Below are 25,359 nucleotides of genomic sequence, written 5' to 3'. Positions count from 1 at the left end.
GCGGACACCAGCCAAGCAGACCCGGCTTCCCAACTCACCCGCGACGCCCTGGCGCACCGGAGCAGACGGCCCACGCCGTGTACCAACTCAGCACGCCCCCCTGCGTACCCGCACCCACGGCCCGCCGGGGTAGCGGTGGCGCCGTTCCGGAGCGGGCGGCGACATCGCCCAGATGGCCTGCGCCTTGTCAGTACCGCCGACCCCGTTCGCGCAGCCGCCGGTTGCGCCTTGCTCGTCGTCGAACCTCCTCCTGACGCGCCCGCTCGGCTTGCGCGCGGGCGTCGCGCTCAGCTTCTGCATGCTTCCGCTCGGCTTCCGCACGGGCCTGTCGCCGGGCCTCGGCGTCCGGGTCCTCTGCTGCACGCGGGGCCTGGAAGTGCCTCTGCTCGTCGGACCGCGGAGGAGGTGGCGCGTCCGTCCGCCACGTATGGCCGCCGGACTGCGGCGTGTCCTGCTCGGCTCGCGCGTACGGTCCAGGAGGAAGAGGTACATCCGGACTCCCGGCTCGGCCGCCTGCGATCCACCGGCGTAACGCGACGCAGGCGACCAGCGGCCCGAGGAGCAGCGAGAGCAGCCACAGCATGAGGACCGTGGACCAGAGGCTGCCGTGGGGCCTGGGACCTGGCAGAAGCGATCCCAGCAGCAGCATCAGCGCGAACAGCGCCAGCCAGGCAGCGACGATCACGGCCGCCGCCCGCGCGGCAGCCACCACATACCCCATGGCTCCCCCTCGTGGCAGTGTCGGCAGCGCAGCGCACCCACGACAGATCGCCTGCCGTTGGTCACTACTCCTGACGCGGCAGCACCCTCACCGTGTCCTACCCGCTTGCTGACAGGCTATCTGCGGTTCGAGTTCGCCAAAAGAACACGGGTGGGTGCCGGGCGGCACCGATCGGGGGATACCTCAGCTCCCACCGGACCCGGCACGTGGTGGACGACGACCCGGAGCGTCCGACTTGGCGGCCGGCTCAGGCACTGACGCCCGGTGCACTGCCGCTCCACCCGCAGCGCCGAAGGGGTGAAGGTCTTGCCGATGGTGTCGCCGAACGTGTTCTTCTCGGACTGGGGCGCCGGGTCCGCCGTGGCGGCTGCGGTGCCTGCTGCAGGGGGCGTAGACGGCAGTCAAATGACTGATGCCACCCGTGTGACCTAGACGGCACAGTGGTGCTGCTCCGCGGGCGAGGCTCCGGAGCCGTGTCCACGACGAAGGAGATTCCGTTCATGAAGCGCATCACACGGGTATCGGCGGCCCTTCTGCTGGCGGGAGCCGCAGCCACCGGAACGCTGACCGCGAGCACCGGGACGGCTTTCGCGGCGGTCAGCGTCTCGTACGTCAACGACCTGGTGCGCACCTACGACACGGGCGACAGCGCCGACAACTGGAACGGGTGCAACAAGGAGAAGTACGTGGGGAACGTCGGGCTCGACCGCGTGCATCCCCGGGATCCCCAGGAGTACTACTACTGCGCACCGGGGTACTTCGGGAACGGTGTCCAGCGGGTGAACCTCTGGCTCAGGCACCGGGCCTGACGGTCACCGCGCCGTGCGCGATCGGTTCCCCGGCGCAGTCGAGGACCGTCCGGCGACGGGCCTCGGACGCCGCCGAGGCCAGATCCTCGGGAAGCTCCAGCCCGGGGACACGAGCGCCCGGGAAACGCCGGGCCGCCTCAGTCGAGCCCGACCAGTTCGGCGATCGTGCCGCCGAGTACCCGGTCGCGTACCTCGCCCGGGGTGGTGACCCGCTCCACCATCGCCCGGGCGAGGACGGGGTCACCGTACGGGGCGTCCGAGCCGAACAGGGTCCGGTCCGGGATCTCCTTGATGGCCAGCCGGACCGCGAAGACGACGTTGGCCGTGGACAGCTCCAGGTACATGTTCGGAGTGTCCCGGACCAGCTCGACGGCCTCCATCCAGTTGAGCCCTCCGAGCTGGCTGACCACCAGCGGAACCGTCGGATACCGGCCGGCGAGCGCTGACAGCGTCCTGAGATCGTCCGCCGTGGTCGGGGCGGATCCGTGCACGACCACAGGCAGCCGGCCGTGATCGGCCGCAGCCTGGAGCACCGGTTCGATCATCCCCGCCCGTCCGGGCGGTGGCGTCAGCTCGCCGATCCCGTGCAACCCACGCCCGACGACCTCGCGTTCCACGGTCGCGGCAATCTGTTGCGGCTCCGGTTCCAAAGGTACGGCCAGGAAGCCGATGAACCGCTCGGGCCGTGCGGCGAGTGCGGCGTCCAGTTCCCCCCACGCGCAGCGATATCCCTCGGCCGTGCCGGCCCGGCCTCCGACGGCCTCGTCCAGGATCGCCATCTCCCGGCGTAGCGAGGCAAGGTCACCGGCCCGCTCCGGGTGTGGACGGGTGGCGAACAGCACGGCACGGTCCACCCCGGCCTCGTCCAGTAGCCCCACATGTTCCTCGACGGGGTCGTGGACGTGGCTGTGCGCATCGATGATCAACGGTCATTCCCTCCTTGACGAACGGCCCGGAATGCGGCCGACCGGTGCACTGTTGCCCCCTGACACAGTGGGAAGGTCAAGTGGGAAGGAGCCGGCCGGTGCTGATCGGTGAGCTGTCGCGTCGAGTCGGTGTCAGCGAGCGCTTGCTGCGCTACTACGAGCGGATGGAGCTGATCCGCTCGGAGCGCCGTACCAACGGCTATCGCGAGTACGACGACGAGACGGTGGAGACGGTGCGGCGCATCCGCGCCTTGCTGGCCGCGGGCCTGCCCACCCGCATCATCCGCCAGGTCCTGCCCTGCACCCACGACGCGGCAACGCTGCGCCCCTGTCCCGGCGTTCTCCCCAGCCTCCGCGACCAGCTGGACGTCCTCGACCAGCGTGCCGCCGACCTGGAGACCGCACGAAGCCTTCTGCGCCGGACGATCGCCGCCACCGAGAACTCGGCAGGCCGGGACCGGACGGCGGACGCTCACGTCCCGTGAATGGCCGCGTTGTCGCGGGTGAGAACCGCGGTCACGCGCTCGTCCGCCAACTGAAACACTCAGGCCGGGACCCGTTTGCGGCGTTCAGGAGCGTGGTGGGGTCACTGGTGCCGGGGATGTCGGCGAGAAGGAGGGACCTCTTCCTACGAGTCCGGCACCGGGCAGAGCAGCACCGGGGCCGGACCCGTAAGCCCGACGCCCGGCTGCGGGCCGGGTCTGCCGAGGTCTTAGGGTTCGGGAACATGACGAGGACCACGCCACCGCGCCCGCTCGACGTCGAGGGGCTCTTCCCCGGGCTCGCCGCCCACCGCGGCACGACCACCCGCCTGCACCCGCGGCCGGGCAGCCCCGACGCGTCGGTGAGCTCCGTGGGCGGCCCGATGCTCTGGCCGGCGGACGAGCCGTGGCCTGTGTGCACCGATCCGCACCCCCACGGGCGCGGCCGGCGCCCCGCGGACATCCACCGGGAGCGGCAGCTCCTGGCCGCCGCGTGGGCCCGGGACCCAGAGCGCGGTCCCACGGACGAGGAACGGCGGCTCCTGGAGGAGCTCAGGCGCAGGTACCGGGCGTCGGGAGAGTGCGGGGAGACGGACCCGCTCCCGATGATCGGTCTGGCCCAGCTGTACCGCCGGGACGTGCCCGACCTGCTCGCGGGGCCGCGGGACAGCGATCTGCTCCAGGTGTTCTGGTGCCCCTTCGACGCACACGGCGAGAACCGGACCGGCATGCTGCTGGACCTGCGCTGGCGCCGGTCGTGGGAGGTCGTCGAGGTGATGGCCCGGCCGCCCGTGCCGGAGGTCGTGGGCTTCGAGGGATACGTGCCCGAGCCGTGCGTGCTGCACCCCGAGCAGGTGGTCACGTACCCCTTCGCGGGGCTGCTGCCCGAAGAGCTGTGTGCTCGGATCGAAGCCAGGGAGGAGGCCCTCGAAGAGGAGGCCGAGGAAGCGGACGTGGAGGAAGGGGACTGGCCGACCTACCAGTTCGACCTGTCCATCCCGCCCGGCTGGCGTGCCGGGGGCTACGCGTCCTGGAACCTGACCGACGCCGACGTCCTGGAGTGCCCCGCCTGCGCGGCCGCGATGGAGCTGCTGCTGACCATCGACAGCTCGGAGTGGGGCGGCGGACGCATCAGCTGGACGCCCCTGGAGGAACGGGATGCGGCTGTCGGCGGGGACGGCGAGCCCACCCGGGTCCAAGTGGGCCGTTGGGGCAAGCTGAACATCTTCGCCTGCCCGGCCGACCCTGGACACCCACACCTCAAGAGCATCCAGTAGCTGCCGCGCACGGGAGCGATGCCCAGGACTTGTGGATCAGCCCCGGGCGGGATGCGGAGGGCGTACCTTCCCGCATACGTGTGGGCCGACGTGTGCACTCCAGGGTGCGGCGCGGGCAGGCGCACTCGTGCGTGCTGGAACCGCCGGCCGCAGACGACCGCGGCAGGAATAGGGTGGCGTGCCTGCCCCGGACTTCGAGACCATCCGGTCATGTCGGATGACACACCAGGACAGGACCTTCCGGTCGGCTTCGGGTTCCGGCCGTATCGCGGCGGCGACGACCACGGCGCCATGGCCGCGGTGCGGCTGGGGTGTGCTGAACGTGACGGGGTCGATGCCCGTTCGGTTGTGGAAGGGCTCCCGACAGCAGCCGAGATCGCCGAAGCCTCCGCCAGGCTGGAGGAGCCGTCCAAGAACCAGACCCTGGTGGTACACGAGGGGAGAGTCGTCGGCTACTCGACGATCCGGTGGTGGCAAGAGCGGGACGATACGTGGCTCTACCTGCACCGCGGCTACCTCGTGCCCCAGCACCGCGGCCAGGGCATCGGCTCAGCCATGCTGAGCCGGGCCGAAGAGCGGATCCGCCGGCTCGTCGAACAGCACGGAACGACTCGGACGGCAGTGATCGGCGCGAACGCTCAAGTCTCCGAAGAGGACGCCACCGCCCTTCTCCTCGCAGCCGGCTACCGACGTGTCTTCAGCCTGGTCGAGATGGAACTGGGCGGACTGCAGCAGCTGCCCGAGCGGGACAGCGAACTGCCGGCCGGGATACGGACGGGACCGATCGGGGCAAGCCACTACCGTGCAGCCTGGAGGACGATCGTCGATTCGTACGCGGATGCCGGTTTCACTCAAAAATGGCCGTTCCAGGACTTCGTCGACACCGCCGACTCGACATGCTGGAGGGCTGCATGGAACGGGCAGGACATGGTCGGCATCGCCCTCTGCTCCGTCCGCCGCCACGACCACACCGTGGGCGAGGTCGAAGAGCTGAGTGTCCGGACGGACCAGCGACGCCTCGGAATCGGCCGGGCCCTGCTGCTGGACGGGCTGCGAAGCCTTCGCGAGCAGGGTGCAACGACCGCTCGGCTGTTCACGGGCACGGCAAATCCGCACCGGTCCTACCGCCTTTACGAGAGCGTGGGGTTCCGGCGGCGGAACGAGCACGTCCGCTACCGCAAGCCGCTTGCTTGACCGACCGGCCCGTGGGCGGTCCGATCAGTCCACAGGATTTGACCATTCCTCCCGTACGGACCACCGCGCGAGAACGCCCGCAGGCCGGCCCCGGAGCCGGCGGCGGGTGCACCGGCGCAAGGACCACGACCTCGTCCGACCGCCGGTACGCGACGCCGGAGAACACCGTCACCACCTCGGCCCCTGGCCGCATCAGACACACCGCGGCCGACAGCGCCGCGTCGTCGATATGCGGCGCGTCATCAGCCCGACGTGCCGAACGCGCGGGTCGCTCGGCCCTCACGCGCCCCTCCCGGGGTCCCGCCGGCGTATCGATCCGGTCACTCTGAAGCGCTGCGCCGCGCACGGTCGGTAGCCGCCACCAGGGATCCGGTATGCGAACACCCCGTCCGTAAATCGATCCTCGATGTGCGAGGGACTTTCGCATCTGACAGTGTCGCCCCCAACTGGTCGCTGGATGACAGAGATAGGGCCAGTTTCAACCTTTGAATCGAAAGCGAGCCCCGCCATGCGCCACCGCTCCGCAGTAGTCTCCGCCGCCGTCCTCCTCTGCCTCGCCACCGCCACGGGAGCGGCGCAGGCCGCGCCCGCGACCCCCGCCCCCTCCGCCGCGTCCGGAACCTCCGCCATGGTCTTCACCTTCACCAAGGGGGCCGACGCCGCCAAGGGCACCGTCCTGCGGGCCGTCGTGCTGAGCTGCGGGTACGCCGCCGAGGGCACCCACCCGAACCCCCGGGCCGCGTGCGACGCCCTCAACGCCACCGGCGGCGAGCTCGACCGGCTGCTGGCGGCCCCGACCCCGGCCCGTCCTTGCCCGCGGCAGTACGACCCCGTCACGGTCACCGCCGACGGCGTCTGGAAGGGCGGCCGCCTCAGCTGGCAGAACACCTTCCCCAACTCCTGCGAGATGTCCGCGGCCCTGAACGGCAACGCGCTCTACGCGTTCTGACGCCGCGGGATCACCGGCCGTCCTCCGCGGCGAGGGTCGCCGCGGCCGCGAAGAGGCGGGCGCACCGCCGGGTCATGGCCTCCGGGGTCTGCTCCGGGTGCTTGACCCACCAGCGCACCAGGGTCGCCACCAGGTCCCGCCAGACGTACATGAGCGCGTCGGCGTCGAGCGGATCGGTGGAACCGGCGCCCCGCAGCAGGTCGGCGGTGCCCGCGGCGGCCAGGCGGTCGATCGCCGCCCAGTACTCGCCGGCCAGGCGCGCGGCCTCCCCGTCCGTCGGCAGGGTCCTGTCGTAGAGCACGAACCACGCCTCCCGCTGCCCCTCCAGTGCGGTGAAGAGCGCGTGGAGCACGCGCAGCGGGGTCCGGGCAGTGGCCGGGTCCGGCCCCATCGCCGCCCGGACGGCGCCCAGCAGGCGGTCGCCGACCGGGACCAGGCAGGCGACGTACAGGTCCTCCTTCGTCCCGAAGTACTGGTGCAGCAGCGTCTTGGTGACGCCCACCCGCGCGGCGATCGCGGGCAGCGACGCGGCCGCGTAACCGCGGGTGCCGAACTCCTCCGTGGCGGCGTCCAGCATCTGCCGCGCGCGGTGCTCCCGGGGGACTCCCTTGGTGCCGGCTTTCGAGGAAGGGGTTGCCATGAAGCGATATTACCAGTACGTAATTTACCCCAAGGTAAATTCCTGCTCGCCGCGACCCCCGGAGTGCCCCCATGGACGGCCCCACCGCTCAGCCGACCCTCCGCACCCGCTCCTGGTGGGGCTGGGGCTGGACCGACGCCCACCCCGACGACGCGGAATGCGCCGCGATGGGCGCACTGCTCCCCGGCACCCTCGCGCGCCCGCTGCCCGTCCCGGCCGTCCGCGACCTCCGCATCGGGAGTCCCGCCGTCGAACCGCCGGCGAGCCTCGCCCGCCTCGTCAGTGCCGAGCCCGCCGACCGCGCGGCCCACTCCATGGGCAAGGCCTACCGCGACGTGGTCCGCGCCCTGCGCGGGCAGCCCGGCCGGATCCCCGACCTCGTCGCGCGCCCCGTCGACGAGCAGGGCGTGGCAGACCTCCTGGACTGGGCCGGGGAACGCGCGGTCGCCGTCGTCCCCTACGGCGGGGGCTCCTCCGTCACCGGCGGAGTGGAGTACCGCGGCGACGCCCACCGCGCGGTGCTGTCCCTCGACCTGACCGCCATGCGGCGCGTCCTGGAGGTCGACACCGAAGGGCGCGCCGCGCGCATCCAGGCCGGCGCACTGGGACCGGACCTGGAACGCCAACTGCGCCCGCACGGACTCACCCTGCGCCACTTCCCGCAGAGCTTCGAGTTCTCCACCCTCGGCGGCTGGCTCGCCACCCGCGCCGGCGGCCACTACGCCACCGGGCGCACCCACATCGACGACTTCGTCCAGTCCATGAACGTGGTCACCCCCGCCGGTACGAGCAGCTCCTGGCGCCTGCCCGCCTCCGGCGCCGGCCCCTCGCCCGACCGCCTCTTCCTGGGGTCGGAGGGCGCCCTCGGGGTCATCACCGAGGCATGGATGCGACTCCAGGAACGGCCGCGGCACAAAGCCTCCGCGGCCGTCGCCTTCACGGACTTCCACGCCGCCCTGCGCGCGGTCCGCGAGCTCGCGCAGTCCGACCTCGCGCCCGCCAACTGCCGCCTCCTCGACCCGGGTGAGGCCGCCCTCTCGGGAGCCGCCGGGGACGACTCCTCCGTCCTCGTCCTCGGCTTCGAGTCGGCGGGCGAACCGGTGGACGGGCGGCTCGCGCGCGCCGTGGAGCTGGCCCGCTCCCACGGCGGGCGCCGCGGCCCCGACCGGGGTCCGGGTGCCGCCCCGGCCGACGACGCGGCGGTCGGCGCCTGGCGGGCGGCCTTCCTGCGGATGCCCTACCTGCGCGACGGGCTGGTCCGGATGGGCGCGGTGGCGGAGACCTTCGAGACGGCGGCCACCTGGGACCGCGTCCCCGCCCTGATCGAGGAGGTGCGCGCCGAGGTCGGTGCGGCGGCGCTGAAGGCCACCGGACACCCCGCCACCGTCAACTGCCGCCTGACACACGTCTATCCGGACGGCGCCGCCCCCTATTTCACGGTGCTGGCCGCCGGCCGGGCCGGGGACGGGGTCGCGCTCTGGGACGACCTCAAGGCCGTCGCCGGCGAGGTGCTGCACCGGCACCGCGCCACCATCACCCACCACCACGCCGTGGGACGGGACCACCGCCCGGGCTACGACCGCCAGCGCCCCGAACCCTTCGCCCTGGCCCTGACGGCCGCGAAGTCCGCGCTCGACCCGAACGGCATCCTCAACCCCGGCGTGCTCGTGGGCTGACGTCGCGGCGGGCTCGGTGGCGCCGGGGCCGTCGGGGTGGGTGGAGAGCCCGCAGGGGGTCAGTGGGCGGGTGCGTCCCGTACCGGGTGCTTGCTGAGGATCGAGACGCGGTTGAAGGCGTTGATCGTGATCGCCACCCAGATCACGGCCGAGATCTCGTCGTCGTCCAGCACCTCCCGCGCCTGTGCGTACGCGCGCTCCTGGGCGAGGGCGTCGGCGGGGTGCGTGGTGGCCTCGGCGAGAGCGAGGGCCGCGCGCTCGGGGGCCGAGAAGAGTTCGGTGTCCCGCCAGGCCGCGAGCACGCCCAGGCGGCGGGAGGTCTCCCCGGCGCGCAGGGCGGCGCGGGTGTGGACGTCGAGGCAGGCCGCGCAGCCGTTGAGCTGGGAGACCCGCAGGTTGACCAGCTCGACCAGGATCCTGTCGAGGCCGGCCCCGGCGGCCGCCGCGCGGACGGTGTCCGCGGTCTTGACCAGCGCCTGGTACGCGGAGGGGTTCTGCTTGTCGAGGTAGATCCGGCCGTTGGTCCGGTGGGCTGCCGTGGTCTGCGCCGTCTCGGTCATGGTGGGCTCCTACGCCTGTTGTCCCGGGTCGTCTTCAGGACTATGATCATCGATAGTTGTTGAAAACGAAACTACTTTGGTGGGAGAGAGGCCGGGAGATGGATCACACGGAGGTCGGGTTCAAAACCGGGGTCGAGGTCCTCACCGCCCGCGACGTCCCGCTGGGCGGCCCGCGGGCGATGACCGTACGACGCACCCTGCCGCAGCGGGCCCGGACGCTCATCGGGGCCTGGTGCTTCGCCGACCACTACGGCCCCGACCGGGTCTCCGACTCCGGCGGCATGGACGTCGCGCCCCACCCGCACACCGGGCTCCAGACCGTCAGCTGGCTGTTCAGCGGGGAGATCGAGCACCGCGACAGCCTGGGCACCCACGCCTTCGTGCGGCCCGGCGAGATCAACCTCATGACCGGGGGCCACGGCATCAGCCACACCGAGGTCTCCACCCCCGGCACCACCGTCCTCCACGGCGTCCAGCTCTGGGTGGCCCTCCCCGGCGAACACCGCCACGCGCCCCGCGAGTTCCAGCACCACGCACCCGCGCCGGTCCGCGTCGACGGCGCGGAAGTGCGGGTCTTCCTCGGCACGCTCGCCGGCGACACCTCCCCCGTCCGCACCTTCACCCCGCTCCTCGGCGCCGAGGTCCTGATCGACGCCGGAGCCACCCTCACCCTCGACGTCGACCCCGGCTTCGAGCACGGACTCCTCGTCGACGAGGGCGACGTCCGCCTCGACACCACTCCCCTGCGCCCCGCGGAACTCGGCTACGCCGCCCCCGGCCGCACCACCCTCACCCTCACCAACGACTCCGGCCGCCCGGCCCGAACGGTCCTGCTGGGCGGCCGGCCCTTCCAGGAGGAGATCGTGATGTGGTGGAACTTCATCGGCCGCAGCCACCAGGACATCGTCGAGGCACGGGAGGAGTGGGAACGCGCCTCCGACCGCTTCGGCAGCGTCGACGGCTACCCCGGCGACCGGCTCCCGGCCCCCGCCCTGCCCAACGCCGTGATCACCCCCCGCAAGAACCCCACCCACCGCTGAACACCGCACCGAAAGGCCCGTCATGAGCGACCAGACCACCACCCCCGTCGTCCGCCGCGTCGACGCCCGCCACCGCTACGAGATCCTGGTCGACGGCGAACACGCCGGCCTGACCGCCTACCGCGACCGCGAGGGCCAGCGGGTCTTCTTCCACACCGAGATCGACGAGGCCCACGCCGGCCAGGGACTCGCCGCGATCCTCGTCGAACAGGCCCTGACCGACGTCCGCGCCGCCGGGATGCGGATCGTGCCCGTCTGCCCGTACGTGGCCAAGTTCCTCACCAGGCACCAGGAGTTCGCGGACATCACCGACCCCGTCACCCCCGAGGTCCTCACCTGGCTCGACGCCCGACTCGGGCGCTGACTCCCTGAGGGAGAGCGCGTACGGTGTCCCGCGGGGCGCGGCATGACCACGAGGAGTCCGCGCCGCGCCGCCGCGCAGTGTTCACCGGGCAGCCGCCGCCAGGGTGCCGCAGTGGCCCCAGCCCGAGGTGGCGGAGATGGACGCGACCTGTCCGTTGAACAGGACGCAGGTGCCGCGGGCGTCGAGACGGACCGGTCCGGCGTAGTACCTGTAGTCCGGCTTGCTGTCGAAGGCACCCTTGTTGTCGCTGGCCCGGAACAGCCCCACGGCGATGAGCTGCGGGGTACCGCTGCCGCTCTTGGGCACGGTGTACGCGCAGTTCTGGCCGGTGGCCGCGTTGTAGTAGAGGTAGGTGTACCCGGTCGCGAAGTCCAGGGTGTCGACCTTGGTCCCCTCGCAGACCGGTGCGGCGGCCCGCGCGGAGCCGGCCGCGCCGATCACCGACCCCGTCAGGGCGAGGACGGCGGCGGCCGCCGCCACCGCGCCCCGCCGGGTCAGTTCGCCCGTTCCGTGCCGCGCCACGCGTGATCGGGACAACATGTTCACCACTCCTCGTCCAGGAGGCGACACCGTCGCGGCATTCCCTCACGCCGCGCCGGGGGCCACAAGACGCCTCCGGCACCCACGGCCGCAAATGACCGGAATCAGGGGGCGGTGGGTCCTATTCCGGCAGACACCGCCTTCCCGGGCGGCGGCCGCTCCCCTCGGGACGCGCTCTGCGCGGCCTTCAGCGGTGGCCCAGTACGTTGACCACCTGGCCGTTGGGGTCGCGGACGAAGAACCGGCGCACCCCCCATTCCTCGTCCTGCAGGGGGTGGACGATCTCCGCGCCGCTCTCCAGCACGGCCGCGTAGGCCGCGTCCACGTCGTCCACTTCGACGCTCATGTCGGGAGTGACGGGTGCGGTCCTGTCCTCGGCCATGAAGCTGATCTGCGACGTCGGACTGGACGGGGAGGCGAGCGTCATGATCCAGCCGTGGTCCATGACCTCCTCGAAGCCGAGCAGACCGTAGAACTCCCGGCTCTCCCCTACGGCCTCCGACCGGACATTGGGTACGACGCGGCGAACGGACATCGGCAACTCCCGAGTGACAGGTCAGGCCAGGCCCGAGGCGATGGCGCGGCGGACGGCGTCCGCGCGGTCGCGGATCCCGGCCTTGGCGAACAGGTTGTTGATGTGGGTCTTGACGGTGGCCTCGCTGATGAAGAGCCGCTCGGCGATGCCCCGGTTGGGCAGGCCCCGGCCGATCAGCGCGAGGACCTCGCGTTCACGCGGGGTGAGGTCCTCGGGCAGGGGCCGGTCGGGCGAGGGCGCCTTGGTCCTGACGGTGGCGAGGAGGCGGTCCTGGACCGCGCGGTCGAGTACGGACTGGCCGGCGGCCGCGGCCCGGATCGCGCGGGTGATGTCCTGGCGTCCGGCGTTCTTGGTCAGGTAGCCGCGGGCTCCCGCGCCCAGCGCGCCGAGGATCGAGTCGTCGTCGGCGAAGGTCGTGAGGACGACCACCGCGACCTCCGGGTGCTCCCCGGCCAGCCGGCGGGTCGTCTCGATGCCGTCCATGACGGGCATCCTCAGGTCCATCAGCACCACGTCCACCGGGCCGGCGGCGACGGCCGCCATCACCTCGGTGCCGTTCGCCGCGGCCGCGACGACCTCGATCCCCTCGGCCAGGGCCAGGACCGCGGCGAGGGGCTCGCGGACGGCTGCCTGGTCGTCGGCGACGACCACCTTCAACGGCTGCTGCCGCGCCATGTCTCCGGTCATTGCGGGATCACTGCCTCCACTTGCCAGTCGCCCTGGTGCGGGCCTTCGGTGACCGGGCCCGCGGTGAGCGTTCCCCCCAGCAGGGCGACGCGTTCACGCATGCCGATCAGTCCCATCCCGCTGCCCGCGCCCGGGACCGCCGGGCGGGTGGCGGGGCGGTTGCGGATCCTCAGTGCGGTCGATGCCGGCGCGAACGCCAGCTCCACGGCGACGGCTCCCCCGGGAGCGTGCCGGGCCGCGTTGGTCAGGGCCTCCTGGGCGATCCCCAGCAGGTTCCGGCCCGCCGGGGCGGGCAGCTCGCGCACGGTCCCGGTGACGGCGAGGACGCCCGGGTGGCCCGAGGAAGCGAGCATCGCGGCCAGGCTCTCCCGCAGCGGCAGCACGTCCTCGCGCAGGGCGTGCACGGTCCACTGCGCCTGCTCCAGGCTCTCCTTGACGAGGCGGTGGGCCTTGGCGTGGGCCTCCCGGACCTTCTCCAGGTCCCCCGTGTCGATCAGCGCGTCCGCCAGCTCCAGCTGCATGTTGATCCCGGCGAGGGAATGCGCCAGGACGTCGTGCACGTCCCGGGCGATCCGGCCCCGTTCACTCAGCACGGCGGTGCGCGCCTCGGCGCGGGCGGCCCGTTCGGCCGCCTCCGCAGCGTCGATCGCCGCCCGGACGGCCTGCCGCCGGCTGCGGTTGACGATGCCGATCACGACCGGGACGCCGGTGGTGAGGCCGAAGACCCACGGCAGCGCCTCGTGCCCCGGTCCGAGGCGCAGGTACAGCACGGCGCCGCAGAGCAGGCTGCACACCCCGGCCAGGACGAGGGCGGGCCTGGTGTCCAGGCGGTAGCCGATGTGTCCGGCGAGGAAGAAGGCGAAGAGGTAGCCCGTTCCGCTGCTGCTCAGGCCGATCAGGGCGGCCGCCGCGACGACCCCGAGCGAGAGCCAGACGAGGGCGATGCGCTGCGGGACCCTGTGCTCGGGCAGCCGACGGGCCAGCAGCGCGGCGGAGTTGACCACGAACAGGAGGGCGACGGCCAGGCCCCGGCCGCTCGGTCCCATGGGTCGGATCGTCAGGAGGCCCACGACGACGACCGCGACGGAGACCACCCAGTGCGCACGCGGGTCGTACCCCGGTACGGGGCGCGCGCCCGCCCCCCGGCGGCTGTCGTCGCCGGGGTGCGGGGCGCTCGGGTCCGCGGGCACATGCCGAAGATACGGCACGGTCAGACCGTGGTGGCGGGCACGGGCAGGGTGCGGGCCGCCCGGGCCGCCCGGCTGCGTACGTAGATCGTGGCCACCCGGGTGACGACCTCGGTGAGTGCCATCAGGACGAAGGCCGTGACCCACGCCTGCCCGCTGGTGATGTGGTGCGCGAGGCTGAACCGGGCGACGTCGTCGGCGCCGCCGCCGTGCTCCACCCAGGTCTGGAACCCCATCCGGGCTCCCATGCCGGCGATCCAGAGGACGGCCGACACGGCGCCGGCCTTGATCAGGAGGTCTCCGTCGAGGGTGCGGATGCGGGTGTAGATGCCCCCGGCGACGCCGAGCGCGGCGCCCACCGCCGTCAGGGCCCCGATCAGCACGAGGTCGTTGCCGGCGGTGGGGACGGAGTCCAGGTACGAGTACCCCACGAAGGCCACGATCGCCAGCGGGAGCAGGAAGGTCTTGTGGTCGAGGCGGCCCTCCCGCAGCTGCCGGAAGACGATCAGGACGAGGGCGGTGTCGGTGATCCACTCGGTTGCTGTCATGCCCTCCAGACTGCGGCGATGCCGCTCTCCGCGCCTGGACCCGGGGGTGGAGAAGGGGGTGGAGATCGGCCCGGCCGGTGCATCCGTCTCCGCCGCGAACGGGGAAGTACCGAGGGAGGTGTACGCGATGAGCGACGCGCACGGGCTGCGGCCACCGGAGTCGGTATGGGACTACCCCCGTCCACCGAGCGTGGAGCCGGACGACCGGCATGTGGTGATACGACATCGGGGAGTGACGCTCGCCGACTCCCGGGGTTGCCGGCGCGTCCTGGAAACGAGCCATCCCCCCGTCTTCTACGTGCCGCGCGACGATGTGCGCACCGACCTGCTGTCCCGCTCACGGAAGGGGACCTTCTGCGAGTGGAAGGGCCTGGCCACCTACTGGACGCTCGTCGTGGGCGGGGACACCGTCGCCGATGCGGCCTGGAGCTATGAGGCTCCCGCGGCCGGCTACCGGAGGATCGCCCGACACCTGGCGTTCTATCCGGGCAGAGTCGATCTGTGCACGGTCGACGGCCGGAGCGTCCGGGCCCAGCCCGGCGACTTCTACGGCGGCTGGATCACGGACGAGATCCAGGGCCCGTTCAAGGGCGGGGCGGGAACCAGCCTCTGGTGAAGCCCCGCCGATCCGTCGTGTCCGGGTCGCCCCGGGTGCGGCGGCCCGGGCCCGATGACCGCCTCGGTCGCGCTGCGGGGAGATCTGCGGCGCACGACAATGGCGCTGGGGCGCCCTTCGGGGCGTGTGCTCGTGAGCGGAGAGGACGAGCATGAGACCAGACCCCGGGGTGGCCGCCCGGAAGGGGGCGTTCGTCGCCGTCGCCGTGGCCCTCTTCTGTGTGCAGGTCGACTTCTTCGCACTGAACCTCGCGATTCCCGGCATTGCCCGTGAGCTCCACGTGTCGGAATCCGCTGCCCAGTGGACACTGTCCGCCTACATGCTCGCCATCGGCTGCTTCTTCATCATCGGCGGCAGGGTGGGAGACGTCTTCGGGCGCAGGAAGGCCCTTCTGGGCGGGCTCGCGCTCTTCGTGATCGGCTCCGTCGGCTGCGCGCTCGCACCAGGGCTCGTGCTGCTCGTCGCCGCCCGCGTCGTCCAGGGCGTAGGAGCCGGCTTCGTCTTCCCCGTGTCGGTTTCCGTCATCAGCAACACCTTCACGCAAGAGAACCGCGCCCGTGCGCTGGGCGCGGTGTTCGGCGTGGCGAACATCGGGACGGCACTGGGACCGTTCGTCGGCGGCGGGTTCACCCAAGGGCCCGGCTGGCGGTACATCTTCTGGCTGCTCGCACCACTGAGCGCCTTCTCCCTGGTCATCGCCGTGCTGTTCGTCCCCGACTCGCGTGACCCGACCGCGCCCCGGCAGCTCGACCTGATCGGCTGCCTCACCGTGGTGTGCGGGCTCGCGGCCCTCACCCTGGCCGTCGAGCGCGGCAGCGCCTGGGGCTGGGACCACGCTCTGACGCTCGCCCTCTTCGGCGTGGCGGTCCTGGCCGGCTTCCTGTTCGTGCGGCGGGAGAAGCGGATCCGCCACCCGCTCGTCGATCTGAAGCTCTTCCGGAACACTCCCTATGTGCTGGTCACGGCGCTGGGCTCGGTCGCCGACATGGGGTATGCCGTGACCGTCTTCGTCGCGACGCTCTACCTGCAGGGTGTCAGAGGGCTCTCGCCCCTGATGGCGGGTGTCGTGTTCCTCGCCCCGGCCGTGGTGGTGGCGCTCACCGGCCCTCTGGGGGCCAGGCTCGCGCCCCGGATGCGGGCCACTGCCGTCATGGCGCTCGCGGGAGCGATCGCCGGAACGGGCATGATCGTTTTGAGTCTGGCCACCGCCTGGTGGCTCTACGTTCCCGTGTTCGCCTGGTGCGGCCTCGGACTCGGGCTGGGCTGGACGTTCTCCAGCGTCGCCACTCAGCAGGTCGTGCCCGCGGCCAGAGCGGGGGAAGCGTCGGGAGTGCTACTGACGTTCCTCGTCACCCTGGGCGCCATCGCACTGGCCGCTGCGGCTTCCGCGATCACGGCGATGACACCCGAGGTGCCCGCTGAGGCCGCGTACGACGCGATCCTGCGGTTCGGCGGGACGGTGATCCTGTCCGCCTCCGTCGTGGTGATGGGCGTCCGGCACCACCTGGTCCGGCTCGGCAAGGTGCCACCCCTGTCCATGCGCGCGCCCTGGCCGCCACCGGCGTCGAGGGTGCCGTGAGCCCGTGGTCTCCAGAGGCCGGGAGAGCCTGCCCCGATGCTCCGGCGACAGCCCGCGGGCCCGGCCCTGACCGGGGCGCACCGGGAGCACCAGGAACACCGGACGGGTGGGCATCGGGGCATCGGGAGCGCAATGAGCGATAAACGGAATGGCAGAATACGCGACGGCCAGGCCGCTCGGCCGTCGGGGCTTCAGCCACAGGGCCATCATTCACCAAGTAAGTCAAGACTTACTTTCAGGGATCTTCGACCGTATGGTGTGGGCCGGATCGAAGGAGTCCCCGTTGTCGAAAATGAATGGTCCCGCTGCGCGTGCGGTTGCATCGGAGCGGGATTATGTGTCCTCCGTTTACGAACTGCTCACCGAAAGGCTTTCCGAAGCTCGCACGCACCGCGCAAGCGTGCTGAAGACCCCGGCGGAAAGCGCCGGTGAGGCATACGAGAGGGAAATCGCCGCCGAGCGTCTGGCCCGGGAAATCGGCCGGCTGGAGGGCGCCGAAAAGGGGCTGGTCTTCGGGCGCATCGACCGGACGGATGGAACGGCCCTGCGCATCGGGCGGATCGGACTGCACACGGAGGAGGACGAGCTGCCTCTGCTCGTGGACTGGCGCGCGCACGCGGCGCGCCCCTTCTACGAGGCGACACCGGTCCACCCGATGGGCCTGCGGCGGCGCCGGCACCTGCGGCTCGAGGAGCGCACGGTCGTCTCGGTGAGCGACGAACTGCTGGACGGGACCGCCCCGACCGACGAGGACGTCGTGGGGGACGGGCCGTTGACCGAGGCACTCTCCGCACGGCGTACGGGCAGGATGAACACGGCCGTGGCCACCCTGCAGGCCGAGCAGGACGAGATCGTCCGCTCCGCCCACCGCGGGGTGACCGTGGTGCAGGGCGGGCCCGGCACCGGCAAGACGGTGGTCGCCCTGCACCGGGCGGCCTACGTCCTGTACGCGTTCCCGCGCGCCGCACAGGAGGGGGTCCTGGTGGTGGGCCCGAACACCCGGTTCCTCGACTACATCTCACAGGTCCTGCCCTCACTCGGCGAGAACGACGTCGTTCTGGCGACCTGCCGGGAGCTGGCCGGCGTGTCCACGGACGCGGTGGACCCGTTCGACACGGCGCGCGTCAAGGGCGGCTCCGCGCTCGCCGACGCCTTGGCCGGCCTGCTGCGCGTCCGCCAGGCCCCCGCCGGTGACTTCACCGTGCGGGTCGGACAGGAAGTCGTCCGTCTGTCCGCCGAGGAGGTCGCCGCGGCACGCGACGCCGCCGTGGCAGCCGCAGCGGGGCACAACCCCGCACGCCGGGTGTTCAGGGAGCTCTTGGTGGACGCCGTCACCGACGCGATGCAGCGGGACATGGGCGACCTCCTGGAGCAGATCGACGCCGATGCCGAAAGGATGACGGGCCTGAACCTCGACCGGTTCACGGGATCCGCCCGGCGCCGCGTCGAAGGTGCGGCCGACTCGGGTCCGGCCCACGAGCTGGACCTGGAGGCCATCCGAGCCGATCTCCTCGACGACGCCGGCGTCGACCGGGCGGTCGAGGTGCTGTGGCCGCGGCTGGTCCCCGGTGACCTCGTGAAGGCGCTCCTGACGGACGCCGACGCGCTCGCCGAGCGCCTGCCCGGCCTGACCGTACGGGAGCGGTCCCTGCTCCTGCGTGGTCCGGACGACCCGTGGACCGATGCGGACGTGCCGTTGCTGGACGAGGCGGCGAGCCTGGTCGACGGTCCCCCCGAGCGGACCTTCGGGCACGTCGTCGTCGACGAGGCGCAGGAACTGACCTCCATGCAGTGGCGGATGATCGTCCGCCGCTGCCCGGGCAGGGCGATGACCCTGGTGGGCGACTTCGCCCAGGCGGGCCCGGTCGCGACCGCACGCGACTGGAAGGAAGCGTTGAGCCCCCATGTCGGACCGCGGTTCAGACTGCACCGCCTGACCGTCAGCTACCGGACCACGCAGGAGATCCTGGAGAGCGTCCGGGACCTGCTCGCGCGGATCTCTCCGGAGCAGGAGCCGACGAGGTCGCTGCGCAGCGGTGAGAGCCCTCGCACCGTGACCGCGCCTGCGGAGGGGTCGGCCACCGCCGTCGTCCAGGAACTCCGCGCCCAGAGCACCGCGCACCCGGGCGAGCTTCTGGGAGTGATCTGCGCGGACGCCAGGGTGAGCGAGCTGACGGCCCAGGGCGTCGCCCGCCACGCACGCATCGTGCCGGCGTCCGAAGCCCGTGGCCTGGAATTCGACGGGGTCGTCGTCATGAATCCCGAGGAGATCATCACGGCCCGCCCCGGTGGGGAAAGGGACTTGTACGTGGCCCTGACGCGGGCGACCAAACGCCTCTGCACCATCACCGCCCGGCCCGCCTGACGATTCGGGCGGCCGCGCCCCCCGCCCGCCGGGCAGCGCTCGTCTCCGACGGCTCGTCCGGCTTCGGAATCCACCCCGTCCGCTGATCCGGAATCCGCCGGAGGATTCCCGGAGCGTGCTGCGAAAAAACGTCCCGGGCGAACAAGGTGTGGATGTGCCGGCGCGCCGGTCCGAGACCGACGAGCGTTTTCGGATTCATTTCGTCACCGTCCCCCTGCTTTTCGAAATCACCCGCCTCCTGGAGGGTTTCCCCGGCGGGTGGAATCGCCGCCGGCGCGGGTGGGCTCGAGAGGCGCCCGGCGCGCAAGGCGTCGACAGCGGATCGGCACTTGCGTTCGAGGGCCGCTGCGGGAAGAGTCTCCTCCGGCAGGCGCCCGCCGGGGCGACACCGTGTGGGCCGGGTCTGGGGGCAGAGGGATGTGTGGCATGGATGCGGCGGCCAAAGAGGCCGCCGTCGCTCGGTTCCTCCGCGAGTACCCGCAGGCAGGGCAAGCCGAACGCGACCACCCCGCGCTTGCGGGCTGCGTCGACGCCGACTGGTCGCAGGCTCCCGGCTGCCCCGCCGGGATCCCGGTCCTCTTCCGCGGACTCCTCGACCAGACCGCCGGCCCCGAGGCCCTGCACGTGCTGGGGAACGTCCTGATGGACGACATCTTCCACCCGAGCGCGGCGATGGCGACCGCCTTGCCCTTCCTCATCCGCCTGGCGGCCCTCCCCGACATCGCGGTGCGCCCCGACGTGGTCGAACTGTTGGTCGTCGTCGCCGTGCTGTCCCAACCCGTCGTGGCGAACGCCGAAGGCTGGGCCGGGCTGTTCGGCGACGACCGCGATCACCCGGAACGCGAACAGTGCAGGGCCGCGTTCGCCGCGCACGCCTCTGAACTGCGCGCATTGCTGGACGACGACGGCCTTCCGGACGGTCTGCTCAGCGCGGACGACCGCGAGTGCCTGCTCAAGGCCGTGGAACCACAGCGGGATCGCCGTACGGTCGAAAGCTGCTCACCGCTCATCCCGTGAAGGCGATCACCAGCGCCCTCCGGTCACCCCGCTGTACAGAACCCGCACCGCCACATCCCCCTTGGCCCTACGTGTGCTTGGCGGTGCGGGCGACGCCCATCGGAGACGGCCCCCCAGAGACCGCCTGGCGTGCCCCGGTGCTGCGCCGGGCCCGCCGCAGTGCGGAGTGGAGCAGCCAGCCCGCGGCGGCGCCGACCGCGTACCAGGCCAGGTCGGGCGCGTTGAAGGTGGAGCCGAGTACGAGACGGGCGAGGGTGCTGCGCCGGGAGAGCTCCGCGGGCACCGGACCGAGCTGGAGGAACTCGACGGCCCAACTGGCGGCGAGCGCGATCACCGCGGCTCGCGCAGGCGACAGCCGCGGAGCGGCCGCGACGACGAGCGTCAGGAGCAGGACGGTGTACAGCGCGTCGCCTCCGTACTTGGCCACCTCCCCCGCCGCCACCGCCCTGAGCCCCAGCCCCGCGCCGACGGTCAGCGCGGCGGCCGCCACCGCCGCCGCACGGGTGCGGGCCGGCCGGGCGGGGGCGCGGCCCGGTGCGGCGGAGTGCCTGATCTCGCGGTCGGGATTCGTGGGTGCGGAGGCCATCGGGCCATGGTGCCGGATGCCCGGGCCGGGCGCGTCCGGGGCCCGGCGAGATACGCAGGTCCAGCAGCAGTCGGCAGCCGCTCCGCACAGCGTGTCGCCCGGAATGCACCTCGGTGGGCTCCGCTGGTTTGAGGTGATGGGAATGCCCGACCGCCGACCCGGCAGAGCAATCCGGGCCGGAAAACCGGCAGGCCGGGTACACCGAAGGCTGATCACCCTGCTGCTGTACGCGAGCGTGCTCACGGCCGTCACAGGGGTGTCGGCCCCCGCAGCCACGGCCGCGCCCTCCAGCTGCCGCGTCGGCGCCTACGTCACGGACCTCTACGGACTCGACGTCTCACCACGGACCATCAACGCGGACTTCTGGCTGTGGAGCGTGTGCCCGACCGCCGACCTCGGCGCCACTCGGCGACTGGATTTCGTCAACGCGAAAGATGTCACGCAGAGCGACAGGTCCGTGGAGAAAGTCGGCAACGCATACTGGTCCCAGGTGAAGGTATCCGGCACCTTCCGGCAGAAATTCGACCTGAGCGAGTACCCGTTCGACAAGCAGGACGTGAAGATCCGGATCGAGGACTCCGAATACGACGCCTCCCAGTTCACCTACGTCGCCGACAACGCGAACTCCGGATACGATCACGCCATCAGCCTGGAGGGTTCAAGATCCGGGACTTCGACGTGCCGATTTCATCACCGTAGTGGGGCACGTTTCGGGATTCTCGGCGCGTCCCTCTTCAGCGTGGTCGTCAGCATGCGCGCCGCCAGTCTGACGGGAACCTCCTTCGGGGTGACCCCGGTCGACCAGGTCCACCTGGCCACGCTGCTCTACACCCTGGTCGGCGTGGGCTGCACGTCCTACATCCTCTACCGGTGGGCCGACCCCACGAAGAGCTCTTTGGAATGAGGCGGAGCGAAGCGCCCGGTCAGTGGCGTACGTATCTCGGGGTAAACGCGGCGTTGCAGCGTGCTCGTGCGGGAGCGCCCCGCGGCGCGTGGCTGCGGGGCGCCTAGTGGGCGTTAGTCGACCATCTTCCCGTCGCCCGTTCCGCCGACGCACTTCATCCCGACCACCTTTCCACCGCCGTCCACGCACTCACCCGGAGTGAGGCTTTCGGTGTGGGCGGTGGCGGTGGCGTTGTGGGTGGCGGCCGTGGCGGTGGCGGCACCTGCGAGGCCGAGTCCGGCGAAGGCTGCCGTGGCGACGACGGCGGCGAGGGTTCGTCGAATGCGCATGTGGTTTCCCTTTCACGGATTGCCTCGGTTGGGGCACTACTCAGCTTGATCTTCACCCATGCGGGTGGCGCGTTTGGCTACTCCATTCGAGTGACATCTGCCGGGAGTGGGCCACCGTCGACGCAGGTCCGGATGGCCGGTGCCGCAACCCGCCGGAGAGGCCCTGAGGGCCGTGCTCGCATTCACGTGCGCCGGTATCGCCGGTACGGCAATCCCTGGACCGTGCCCCATGCGGTGAGGCGTCGTTTGCGGTGAGGTGTCGTTGCGTTTCGCATGGGGGTAGGCGGAGTCGGGTTGTTGCGCACGGACTGCGGGAGATCGCGAAGCCGCTGATCCCCTGTTCGCCGCCGCGATCGTCTAGGTGCTGGTCAGCGGGTGCGCCTGGCGGTCTCTGCCACCCTGCTCCGGCATTTCGAAGGCGACCGCCCACCGCAGGTCCCCGATCCGTGGCAGCGGCGTCGCGGTGGTGGCCCGCATCAGGGTCACCGGCCACCGCTGCGGTCCGAGGACGCCGCTCCCGACTCGGTCCCGGCAGGCGCCCCGGTGGGGCCGAGCTCGCGCTCGTAGGCCTGGAAGCCGTCCCGGACGCCGATGAGGACATCGCCGAGGACGAGGTAGCCGCCGCTGATGAGCGGGGTGTCGCGCAGCGCCTCGATGAGGAAGTAGTAGGCACCCAGGTCCTCGGTCTCCAGGACGGCGAAGTCGGAGATGCGCCCGTTGAAGGCCTCGGCGTCGAAGAAGCGGGCCGTGATCCGGTCCGCGTACGCGGCGAAGAGCGGTTCGATGTGCGTGGCGCGCATCGCGTTGCGCTCCGCCCGCGGCAGGGCGAGCCAGCGCGGCGTGAGCGTGTAGGTCAGTACGATCCCGTGGTTCATGAGCCCCCCAGAGCAATTGTTTACAGCGTTAACTTCGATGGAGAGCTAAAGTGATACCTGTTAACTTTGTCAAGCGGGAGGCAGGGCGGCGGACATGACGGACACGGCGGGATCCACGGCGGGCAGGCGCCGGCACCGTGTGCGCGAGGAGGCGCTGGCCGACTCGATGCGCATCGCGCGTCGGCTGCTGGTCGAGGAGGGGCCGGAGGCGGTGACCGTGCGCGCGGTGGCCCGGGAGATGGGCCTGACGGCGCCGGGCCTGTACCGGTACTACGCCGGGCACCGGGAGCTGGTCCAGGCCCTGGTCTCGCACCTGTACGAGGAGCTGGCCGCCGCCCTGGCCGCGGCGGGCGAGCGCCGGCCGGCCGGTGAGCCGGGCCAGCGGCTGCGCGAGGTCTGCCGTGAGCTGCGCCGGTGGGCCCTGGGCCACCCGCAGGAGTTCGTCCTGCTGTTCGCCAAGCCGGTCGCGGACGCCGGCACGGCCCCCGAGGACGCCGCGCACGAGTCCAGCTGGCGCTTCGGCGCCGTCGTCCTCGACCTCATGGTCCAACTCTGGCGGCGCGGCGCCGTCCGCGCCCCGGCCGACCTCGACCCGGCCTGGACGGTGCAGCTGGAGGAGGTGCGCGAGCACCTGGCCGGCGAACCGGTGCCGCTGGAGGCGATCTACGTCTTCGTCAGCAGCTGGGCCCGGCTGTACGGGGCCGTCGCGGTGGAGGCCTTCGGCCATCTCGACTTCGCCCTCACCGACGCGGAGCCGCTCTTCGAGCGCACCGTCGGGGAGATCCTCGCGGACCTGGGCGACCCGGCCGCGTAACGAACAGGTCCGTCCGCGCCGGAGTGCCGCTCCCCCGCGCCGGCCGCCGCCGTCGCTCGCGGCGAGCCCGAGCGGGCGGGTGTCCGGGCGGTAACCACAGGGGCGTTGTTCAGTGGCCGTGTCCTGCGGTTGGACCCTGAGCAGGTCCGCCACGATCGCGATGCCCTCCGCGATGCCCCGCGTTCCGACGTTGCCGAAACCGAGGACGAGTTGCGGCGGCGTGCCGGCTCGTGAGGTGCGGCAGGTGCTCATGCCGTACTGGCCGACGGACCGGGCGCGGGCGGCGGTGACGACGTGATGTTCGTCCGCGTCGGCGGTCAGGTGGGCGACGGCGTGGCAGCCGGCTGCGAGGCCGGTGACCTGTATCCCGGGGGCGTGTTCGGCCAGTGCGGCGAGCAGGCCGGCGCGGCGGGCGGCGTAGGTGCTGCGCATCCGGCGCAGGTGGCGGTCGAAGCGCCGCAAGCTCGCGTTCCTGGCACCCCTCGCCCTGCTCACCACCCACTATCGACTACCCATAGCCACCCTCCGCACCGAGCGGCGGGACGACCTGTCCGCCCTCGTCCAGGAGACGGTGGCGGTCAGCCGGGCCTGCGGCGGCCGGACGACCAGCGGGGAAGTCCTGGCCGCCCACGGGAACTCGACGCCATCGTTCCCGCGAGCGGCCGTCGAAGTGCCGAGTCAGGCCGTCGTGCGGTCCGGTGCGCGGCGGGGAAGGCGGCTGCGGAGCGCCCAGACCGCGGCCGCGAGGGCGAATCCGTAGACGGACACCAGCCCGTGGCCGTTGTCCTGCGCCAGCCACATCGCGAGGCCCAGGGCGGGGACGGCGAGCGCGAGGGCGGTCTCCTTGGGGAGGCGGGCGCGGGTGAGGAGGGCCAGGGCGAGGGTGGCGCCGAGGAAGTAGGTGGCGCCGGAGCTGCCGGCGAAGTTGCGCGGGTCGGCGCTGGGGGCGTCACCGAAGCCGAGCAGGGTGTCGATCCGGCCGGGGAGCACGATGCCGGCGAGGAAGAATCCGAGGGTCAGGGGCCCGCCCCAGTACCACTGGGCGAGCGCGGCGACGGCGGCCAGGGTGACGAGGTTCCACAGACCTCCGAAGAGGCCGCCGTTCTGCATGAACACCGAGGTGAACTCGCGCCACCAGCCGGACTTCGCCGGGTCGGCGTCCAGCGCGTCCATGGCGCCGGACCACACCAGCTGGAGCGCGACCCCGCAGACGGCTACGGCGGTCAGGGCCATCGCCGCCCAGGGCAGCGGCCGCCCGCGCAGGGTGTCGCGGCCGACCACGCCCAGCCCGCAGTTGAACATCATGACCATCAGCGCGGCCGTGGTCACGTTGAAGACGATCGCCTCCATGACCTGACTCCCCCCTGGCGACGGCGTTTCCAACACCGTTCGAAAACTGATGGGGCAAAGCTAGCAGAGATTTCCAACGGTGTTGGAATGCGTTGTACGGTGGGGCGCATGAAGCTCACCAAGGAGCGCATCGTCGACGCGGGCATGGCCGTATTCGCCGAGGTCGGCTACCAGAACCTGTCCATGCGCCAGGTCGCCGACCGCCTGGACACCCACGCGGGCAGCCTCTACTACCACGTCCGCGGCAAGGACGAACTGCTCGCCCTGATGGCCGACCGGGTCTGCCGCCGCGGCTACGACGCCGGCACCGAGGCCCTCGACTCCCTCACTCCCGCCGCCACCTGGCAGGACCGCGTCGAAGCCCAGGCCACCACCCTGCGCCGGGCCATCGCACAGCACCCCGGAGGCGCCCAACTCCTCGCCGAGAGCCCCCGCACGCTCAGCACGGGCGCCCTCTCCCTGATGGAACGCCTGCTGCGCACCCTCCTCGACGCCGGCCTGCCCGCCGACCGCTGCCACATCGCCGCCGACACCCTGCTCAGCCACGTCACCGGCTTCGTACTCCAGGAACAGAGCCGGCCCGCCGCGCCGCCGCCCGTCACCGCCGAGCTCTACACCGACCTGTGCCGGCGGTTCCCCCTGGTCATGGACCCGCTCCTGCAACGCCCGGGCCAGGACGAGAAGTTCACCCAGAGCGTCCGCCTGCTCTGCGCCGGCTTCGCGACGCTCGCCCGGCCATCGGCGGCCGGCACGTAGACCAGGCGGCGCACCCTCACCGCACAGGAGCGC

The 25,359-nt window shown here is 71.9% G+C and carries 27 protein-coding genes; 15 read left to right on the top strand and 12 right to left on the bottom strand.

What is annotated here, in order from left to right; all coding sequences use genetic code 11:
* Nucleotides 1–1,221 precede the first annotated feature (1,221 nt).
* Complete coding sequence (locus ACIRBY_RS33975) at nt 1,222–1,530, top strand: hypothetical protein (RefSeq protein WP_403908024.1); 309 nt, start codon at nt 1,222–1,224, stop codon at nt 1,528–1,530.
* 137 nt (nt 1,531–1,667) lie between these two features.
* Here the strand turns inward: ACIRBY_RS33975 and ACIRBY_RS33970 are convergent, their stop codons facing one another.
* Nucleotides 1,668–2,456, bottom strand: a complete 789-nt coding sequence (locus tag ACIRBY_RS33970; RefSeq protein ID WP_403908022.1) for an amidohydrolase family protein — start codon at nt 2,454–2,456, stop codon at nt 1,668–1,670.
* Nucleotides 2,457–2,554: 98 nt separating this feature from the next.
* Between ACIRBY_RS33970 and ACIRBY_RS33965 the strand changes: the two genes are divergently transcribed.
* From ACIRBY_RS33965 to ACIRBY_RS33950, 4 genes are all read left to right on the top strand, one after another.
* Nucleotides 2,555–2,941 (top strand): MerR family transcriptional regulator, encoded by a 387-nt coding sequence (locus ACIRBY_RS33965; protein ID WP_403908020.1) that lies wholly within the window; start codon nt 2,555–2,557, stop codon nt 2,939–2,941.
* Between the two features lie 242 nt (nt 2,942–3,183).
* Nucleotides 3,184–4,215, top strand: coding sequence for a hypothetical protein (locus tag ACIRBY_RS33960; protein ID WP_403908018.1), 1,032 nt, complete (start codon nt 3,184–3,186; stop codon nt 4,213–4,215).
* A gap of 210 nt (nt 4,216–4,425) precedes the next feature.
* Nucleotides 4,426–5,409, top strand: coding sequence for a GNAT family N-acetyltransferase (locus ACIRBY_RS33955; protein WP_403908016.1), 984 nt, complete (start codon nt 4,426–4,428; stop codon nt 5,407–5,409).
* Nucleotides 5,410–5,917: 508 nt separating this feature from the next.
* Nucleotides 5,918–6,358: a subtilase-type protease inhibitor gene (locus tag ACIRBY_RS33950; RefSeq protein WP_403908014.1), complete on the top strand. Its 441-nt coding sequence runs from the start codon at nt 5,918–5,920 to the stop codon at nt 6,356–6,358.
* Nucleotides 6,359–6,368: 10 nt separating this feature from the next.
* Here the strand turns inward: ACIRBY_RS33950 and ACIRBY_RS33945 are convergent, their stop codons facing one another.
* Complete coding sequence (locus ACIRBY_RS33945) at nt 6,369–6,998, bottom strand: TetR/AcrR family transcriptional regulator (RefSeq protein WP_403908012.1); 630 nt, start codon at nt 6,996–6,998, stop codon at nt 6,369–6,371.
* Between the two features lie 71 nt (nt 6,999–7,069).
* On the opposite strand from ACIRBY_RS33945, the gene ACIRBY_RS33940 reads away from it, so the two are divergent.
* Nucleotides 7,070–8,674 (top strand): FAD-binding oxidoreductase, encoded by a 1,605-nt coding sequence (locus ACIRBY_RS33940; protein WP_403908010.1) that lies wholly within the window; start codon nt 7,070–7,072, stop codon nt 8,672–8,674.
* A gap of 59 nt (nt 8,675–8,733) precedes the next feature.
* Here ACIRBY_RS33940 and ACIRBY_RS33935 read toward each other — a convergent pair whose 3' ends face one another.
* A complete protein-coding gene (locus ACIRBY_RS33935; RefSeq protein ID WP_403908008.1) occupies nt 8,734–9,234 on the bottom strand; it encodes a carboxymuconolactone decarboxylase family protein in 501 nt (166 codons plus the stop codon).
* Between the two features lie 98 nt (nt 9,235–9,332).
* On the opposite strand from ACIRBY_RS33935, the gene ACIRBY_RS33930 reads away from it, so the two are divergent.
* Both ACIRBY_RS33930 and ACIRBY_RS33925 read left to right on the top strand, forming a co-directional pair.
* Nucleotides 9,333–10,274, top strand: coding sequence for a pirin family protein (locus ACIRBY_RS33930; RefSeq protein WP_403908006.1), 942 nt, complete (start codon nt 9,333–9,335; stop codon nt 10,272–10,274).
* A gap of 22 nt (nt 10,275–10,296) precedes the next feature.
* Nucleotides 10,297–10,638 carry a GNAT family N-acetyltransferase gene (locus ACIRBY_RS33925; RefSeq protein ID WP_403908004.1) on the top strand — a complete coding sequence of 114 codons (342 nt, stop codon included), beginning with the start codon at nt 10,297–10,299 and terminating at the stop codon, nt 10,636–10,638.
* An 81-nt stretch (nt 10,639–10,719) separates the two neighbouring features.
* On the opposite strand, the gene ACIRBY_RS33920 is transcribed toward ACIRBY_RS33925, so the two are convergent.
* The 5 genes from ACIRBY_RS33920 to ACIRBY_RS33900 all read right to left on the bottom strand — a co-directional run bounded on the left by ACIRBY_RS33920 (nt 10,720) and on the right by ACIRBY_RS33900 (nt 14,135).
* On the bottom strand, nt 10,720–11,178 hold the full coding sequence (locus ACIRBY_RS33920; protein WP_403908002.1) for a hypothetical protein: 459 nt from the start codon (nt 11,176–11,178) through the stop codon (nt 10,720–10,722).
* Between the two features lie 187 nt (nt 11,179–11,365).
* A complete protein-coding gene (locus ACIRBY_RS33915; RefSeq protein ID WP_403908000.1) occupies nt 11,366–11,713 on the bottom strand; it encodes a VOC family protein in 348 nt (115 codons plus the stop codon).
* Between the two features lie 21 nt (nt 11,714–11,734).
* Nucleotides 11,735–12,400, bottom strand: a complete 666-nt coding sequence (locus ACIRBY_RS33910) for a response regulator (protein WP_403907998.1) — start codon at nt 12,398–12,400, stop codon at nt 11,735–11,737.
* Nucleotides 12,397–13,608 (bottom strand): sensor histidine kinase, encoded by a 1,212-nt coding sequence (locus tag ACIRBY_RS33905; RefSeq protein ID WP_403907996.1) that lies wholly within the window; start codon nt 13,606–13,608, stop codon nt 12,397–12,399. Before ACIRBY_RS33905 ends, ACIRBY_RS33910 begins: the two co-directional genes overlap by 4 nt.
* Before the next feature lie 2 nt (nt 13,609–13,610).
* Entirely contained in the window at nt 13,611–14,135 is a 525-nt protein-coding gene (locus tag ACIRBY_RS33900; RefSeq protein ID WP_403907994.1) for a hypothetical protein, read from the bottom strand.
* Between the two features lie 127 nt (nt 14,136–14,262).
* Here ACIRBY_RS33900 and ACIRBY_RS33895 point away from each other — a divergent pair, with 127 nt between their 5' ends.
* The 4 genes from ACIRBY_RS33895 to ACIRBY_RS33880 all read left to right on the top strand — a co-directional run bounded on the left by ACIRBY_RS33895 (nt 14,263) and on the right by ACIRBY_RS33880 (nt 19,712).
* On the top strand, nt 14,263–14,751 hold the full coding sequence (locus ACIRBY_RS33895) for a DUF427 domain-containing protein (protein WP_403907992.1): 489 nt from the start codon (nt 14,263–14,265) through the stop codon (nt 14,749–14,751).
* Between the two features lie 169 nt (nt 14,752–14,920).
* Nucleotides 14,921–16,330 carry an MFS transporter gene (locus ACIRBY_RS33890; RefSeq protein ID WP_403907990.1) on the top strand — a complete coding sequence of 470 codons (1,410 nt, stop codon included), beginning with the start codon at nt 14,921–14,923 and terminating at the stop codon, nt 16,328–16,330.
* Nucleotides 16,331–16,730: 400 nt separating this feature from the next.
* Nucleotides 16,731–18,695 carry a HelD family protein gene (locus tag ACIRBY_RS33885; protein ID WP_403907988.1) on the top strand — a complete coding sequence of 655 codons (1,965 nt, stop codon included), beginning with the start codon at nt 16,731–16,733 and terminating at the stop codon, nt 18,693–18,695.
* Nucleotides 18,696–19,121: 426 nt separating this feature from the next.
* Nucleotides 19,122–19,712, top strand: coding sequence for a hypothetical protein (locus ACIRBY_RS33880; protein ID WP_403907986.1), 591 nt, complete (start codon nt 19,122–19,124; stop codon nt 19,710–19,712).
* A 67-nt stretch (nt 19,713–19,779) separates the two neighbouring features.
* Here the strand turns inward: ACIRBY_RS33880 and ACIRBY_RS33875 are convergent, their stop codons facing one another.
* Complete coding sequence (locus tag ACIRBY_RS33875) at nt 19,780–20,298, bottom strand: DUF2809 domain-containing protein (protein WP_403907984.1); 519 nt, start codon at nt 20,296–20,298, stop codon at nt 19,780–19,782.
* A gap of 142 nt (nt 20,299–20,440) precedes the next feature.
* On the opposite strand from ACIRBY_RS33875, the gene ACIRBY_RS33870 reads away from it, so the two are divergent.
* A complete protein-coding gene (locus ACIRBY_RS33870; protein WP_403907982.1) occupies nt 20,441–21,202 on the top strand; it encodes a hypothetical protein in 762 nt (253 codons plus the stop codon).
* 113 nt (nt 21,203–21,315) lie between these two features.
* On the opposite strand, the gene ACIRBY_RS33865 is transcribed toward ACIRBY_RS33870, so the two are convergent.
* Together ACIRBY_RS33865 and ACIRBY_RS33860 are read right to left on the bottom strand one after the other, a co-directional pair.
* On the bottom strand, nt 21,316–21,531 hold the full coding sequence (locus ACIRBY_RS33865) for a hypothetical protein (RefSeq protein ID WP_403907980.1): 216 nt from the start codon (nt 21,529–21,531) through the stop codon (nt 21,316–21,318).
* 482 nt (nt 21,532–22,013) lie between these two features.
* A complete protein-coding gene (locus tag ACIRBY_RS33860; RefSeq protein WP_403907978.1) occupies nt 22,014–22,406 on the bottom strand; it encodes a darcynin family protein in 393 nt (130 codons plus the stop codon).
* Nucleotides 22,407–22,500: 94 nt separating this feature from the next.
* Between ACIRBY_RS33860 and ACIRBY_RS33855 the strand changes: the two genes are divergently transcribed.
* Complete coding sequence (locus ACIRBY_RS33855) at nt 22,501–23,220, top strand: TetR/AcrR family transcriptional regulator (protein WP_403907976.1); 720 nt, start codon at nt 22,501–22,503, stop codon at nt 23,218–23,220.
* Between the two features lie 678 nt (nt 23,221–23,898).
* Here the strand turns inward: ACIRBY_RS33855 and ACIRBY_RS33850 are convergent.
* Nucleotides 23,899–24,570, bottom strand: a complete 672-nt coding sequence (locus ACIRBY_RS33850; protein WP_403907974.1) for a hypothetical protein — start codon at nt 24,568–24,570, stop codon at nt 23,899–23,901.
* A gap of 108 nt (nt 24,571–24,678) precedes the next feature.
* Between ACIRBY_RS33850 and ACIRBY_RS33845 the strand changes: the two genes are divergently transcribed.
* Complete coding sequence (locus ACIRBY_RS33845; RefSeq protein ID WP_403907972.1) at nt 24,679–25,326, top strand: TetR/AcrR family transcriptional regulator; 648 nt, start codon at nt 24,679–24,681, stop codon at nt 25,324–25,326.
* Nucleotides 25,327–25,359: the final 33 nt, after the last annotated feature.

Origin of the sequence: Streptomyces sp. NPDC096136, from assembly GCF_044763325.1 — a bacterium.
Classification (GTDB): domain Bacteria; phylum Actinomycetota; class Actinomycetes; order Streptomycetales; family Streptomycetaceae; genus Streptomyces.
Note: the sequence above shows the minus strand (reverse complement) of the source record. Positions and strands in the feature narration are given on the sequence as shown.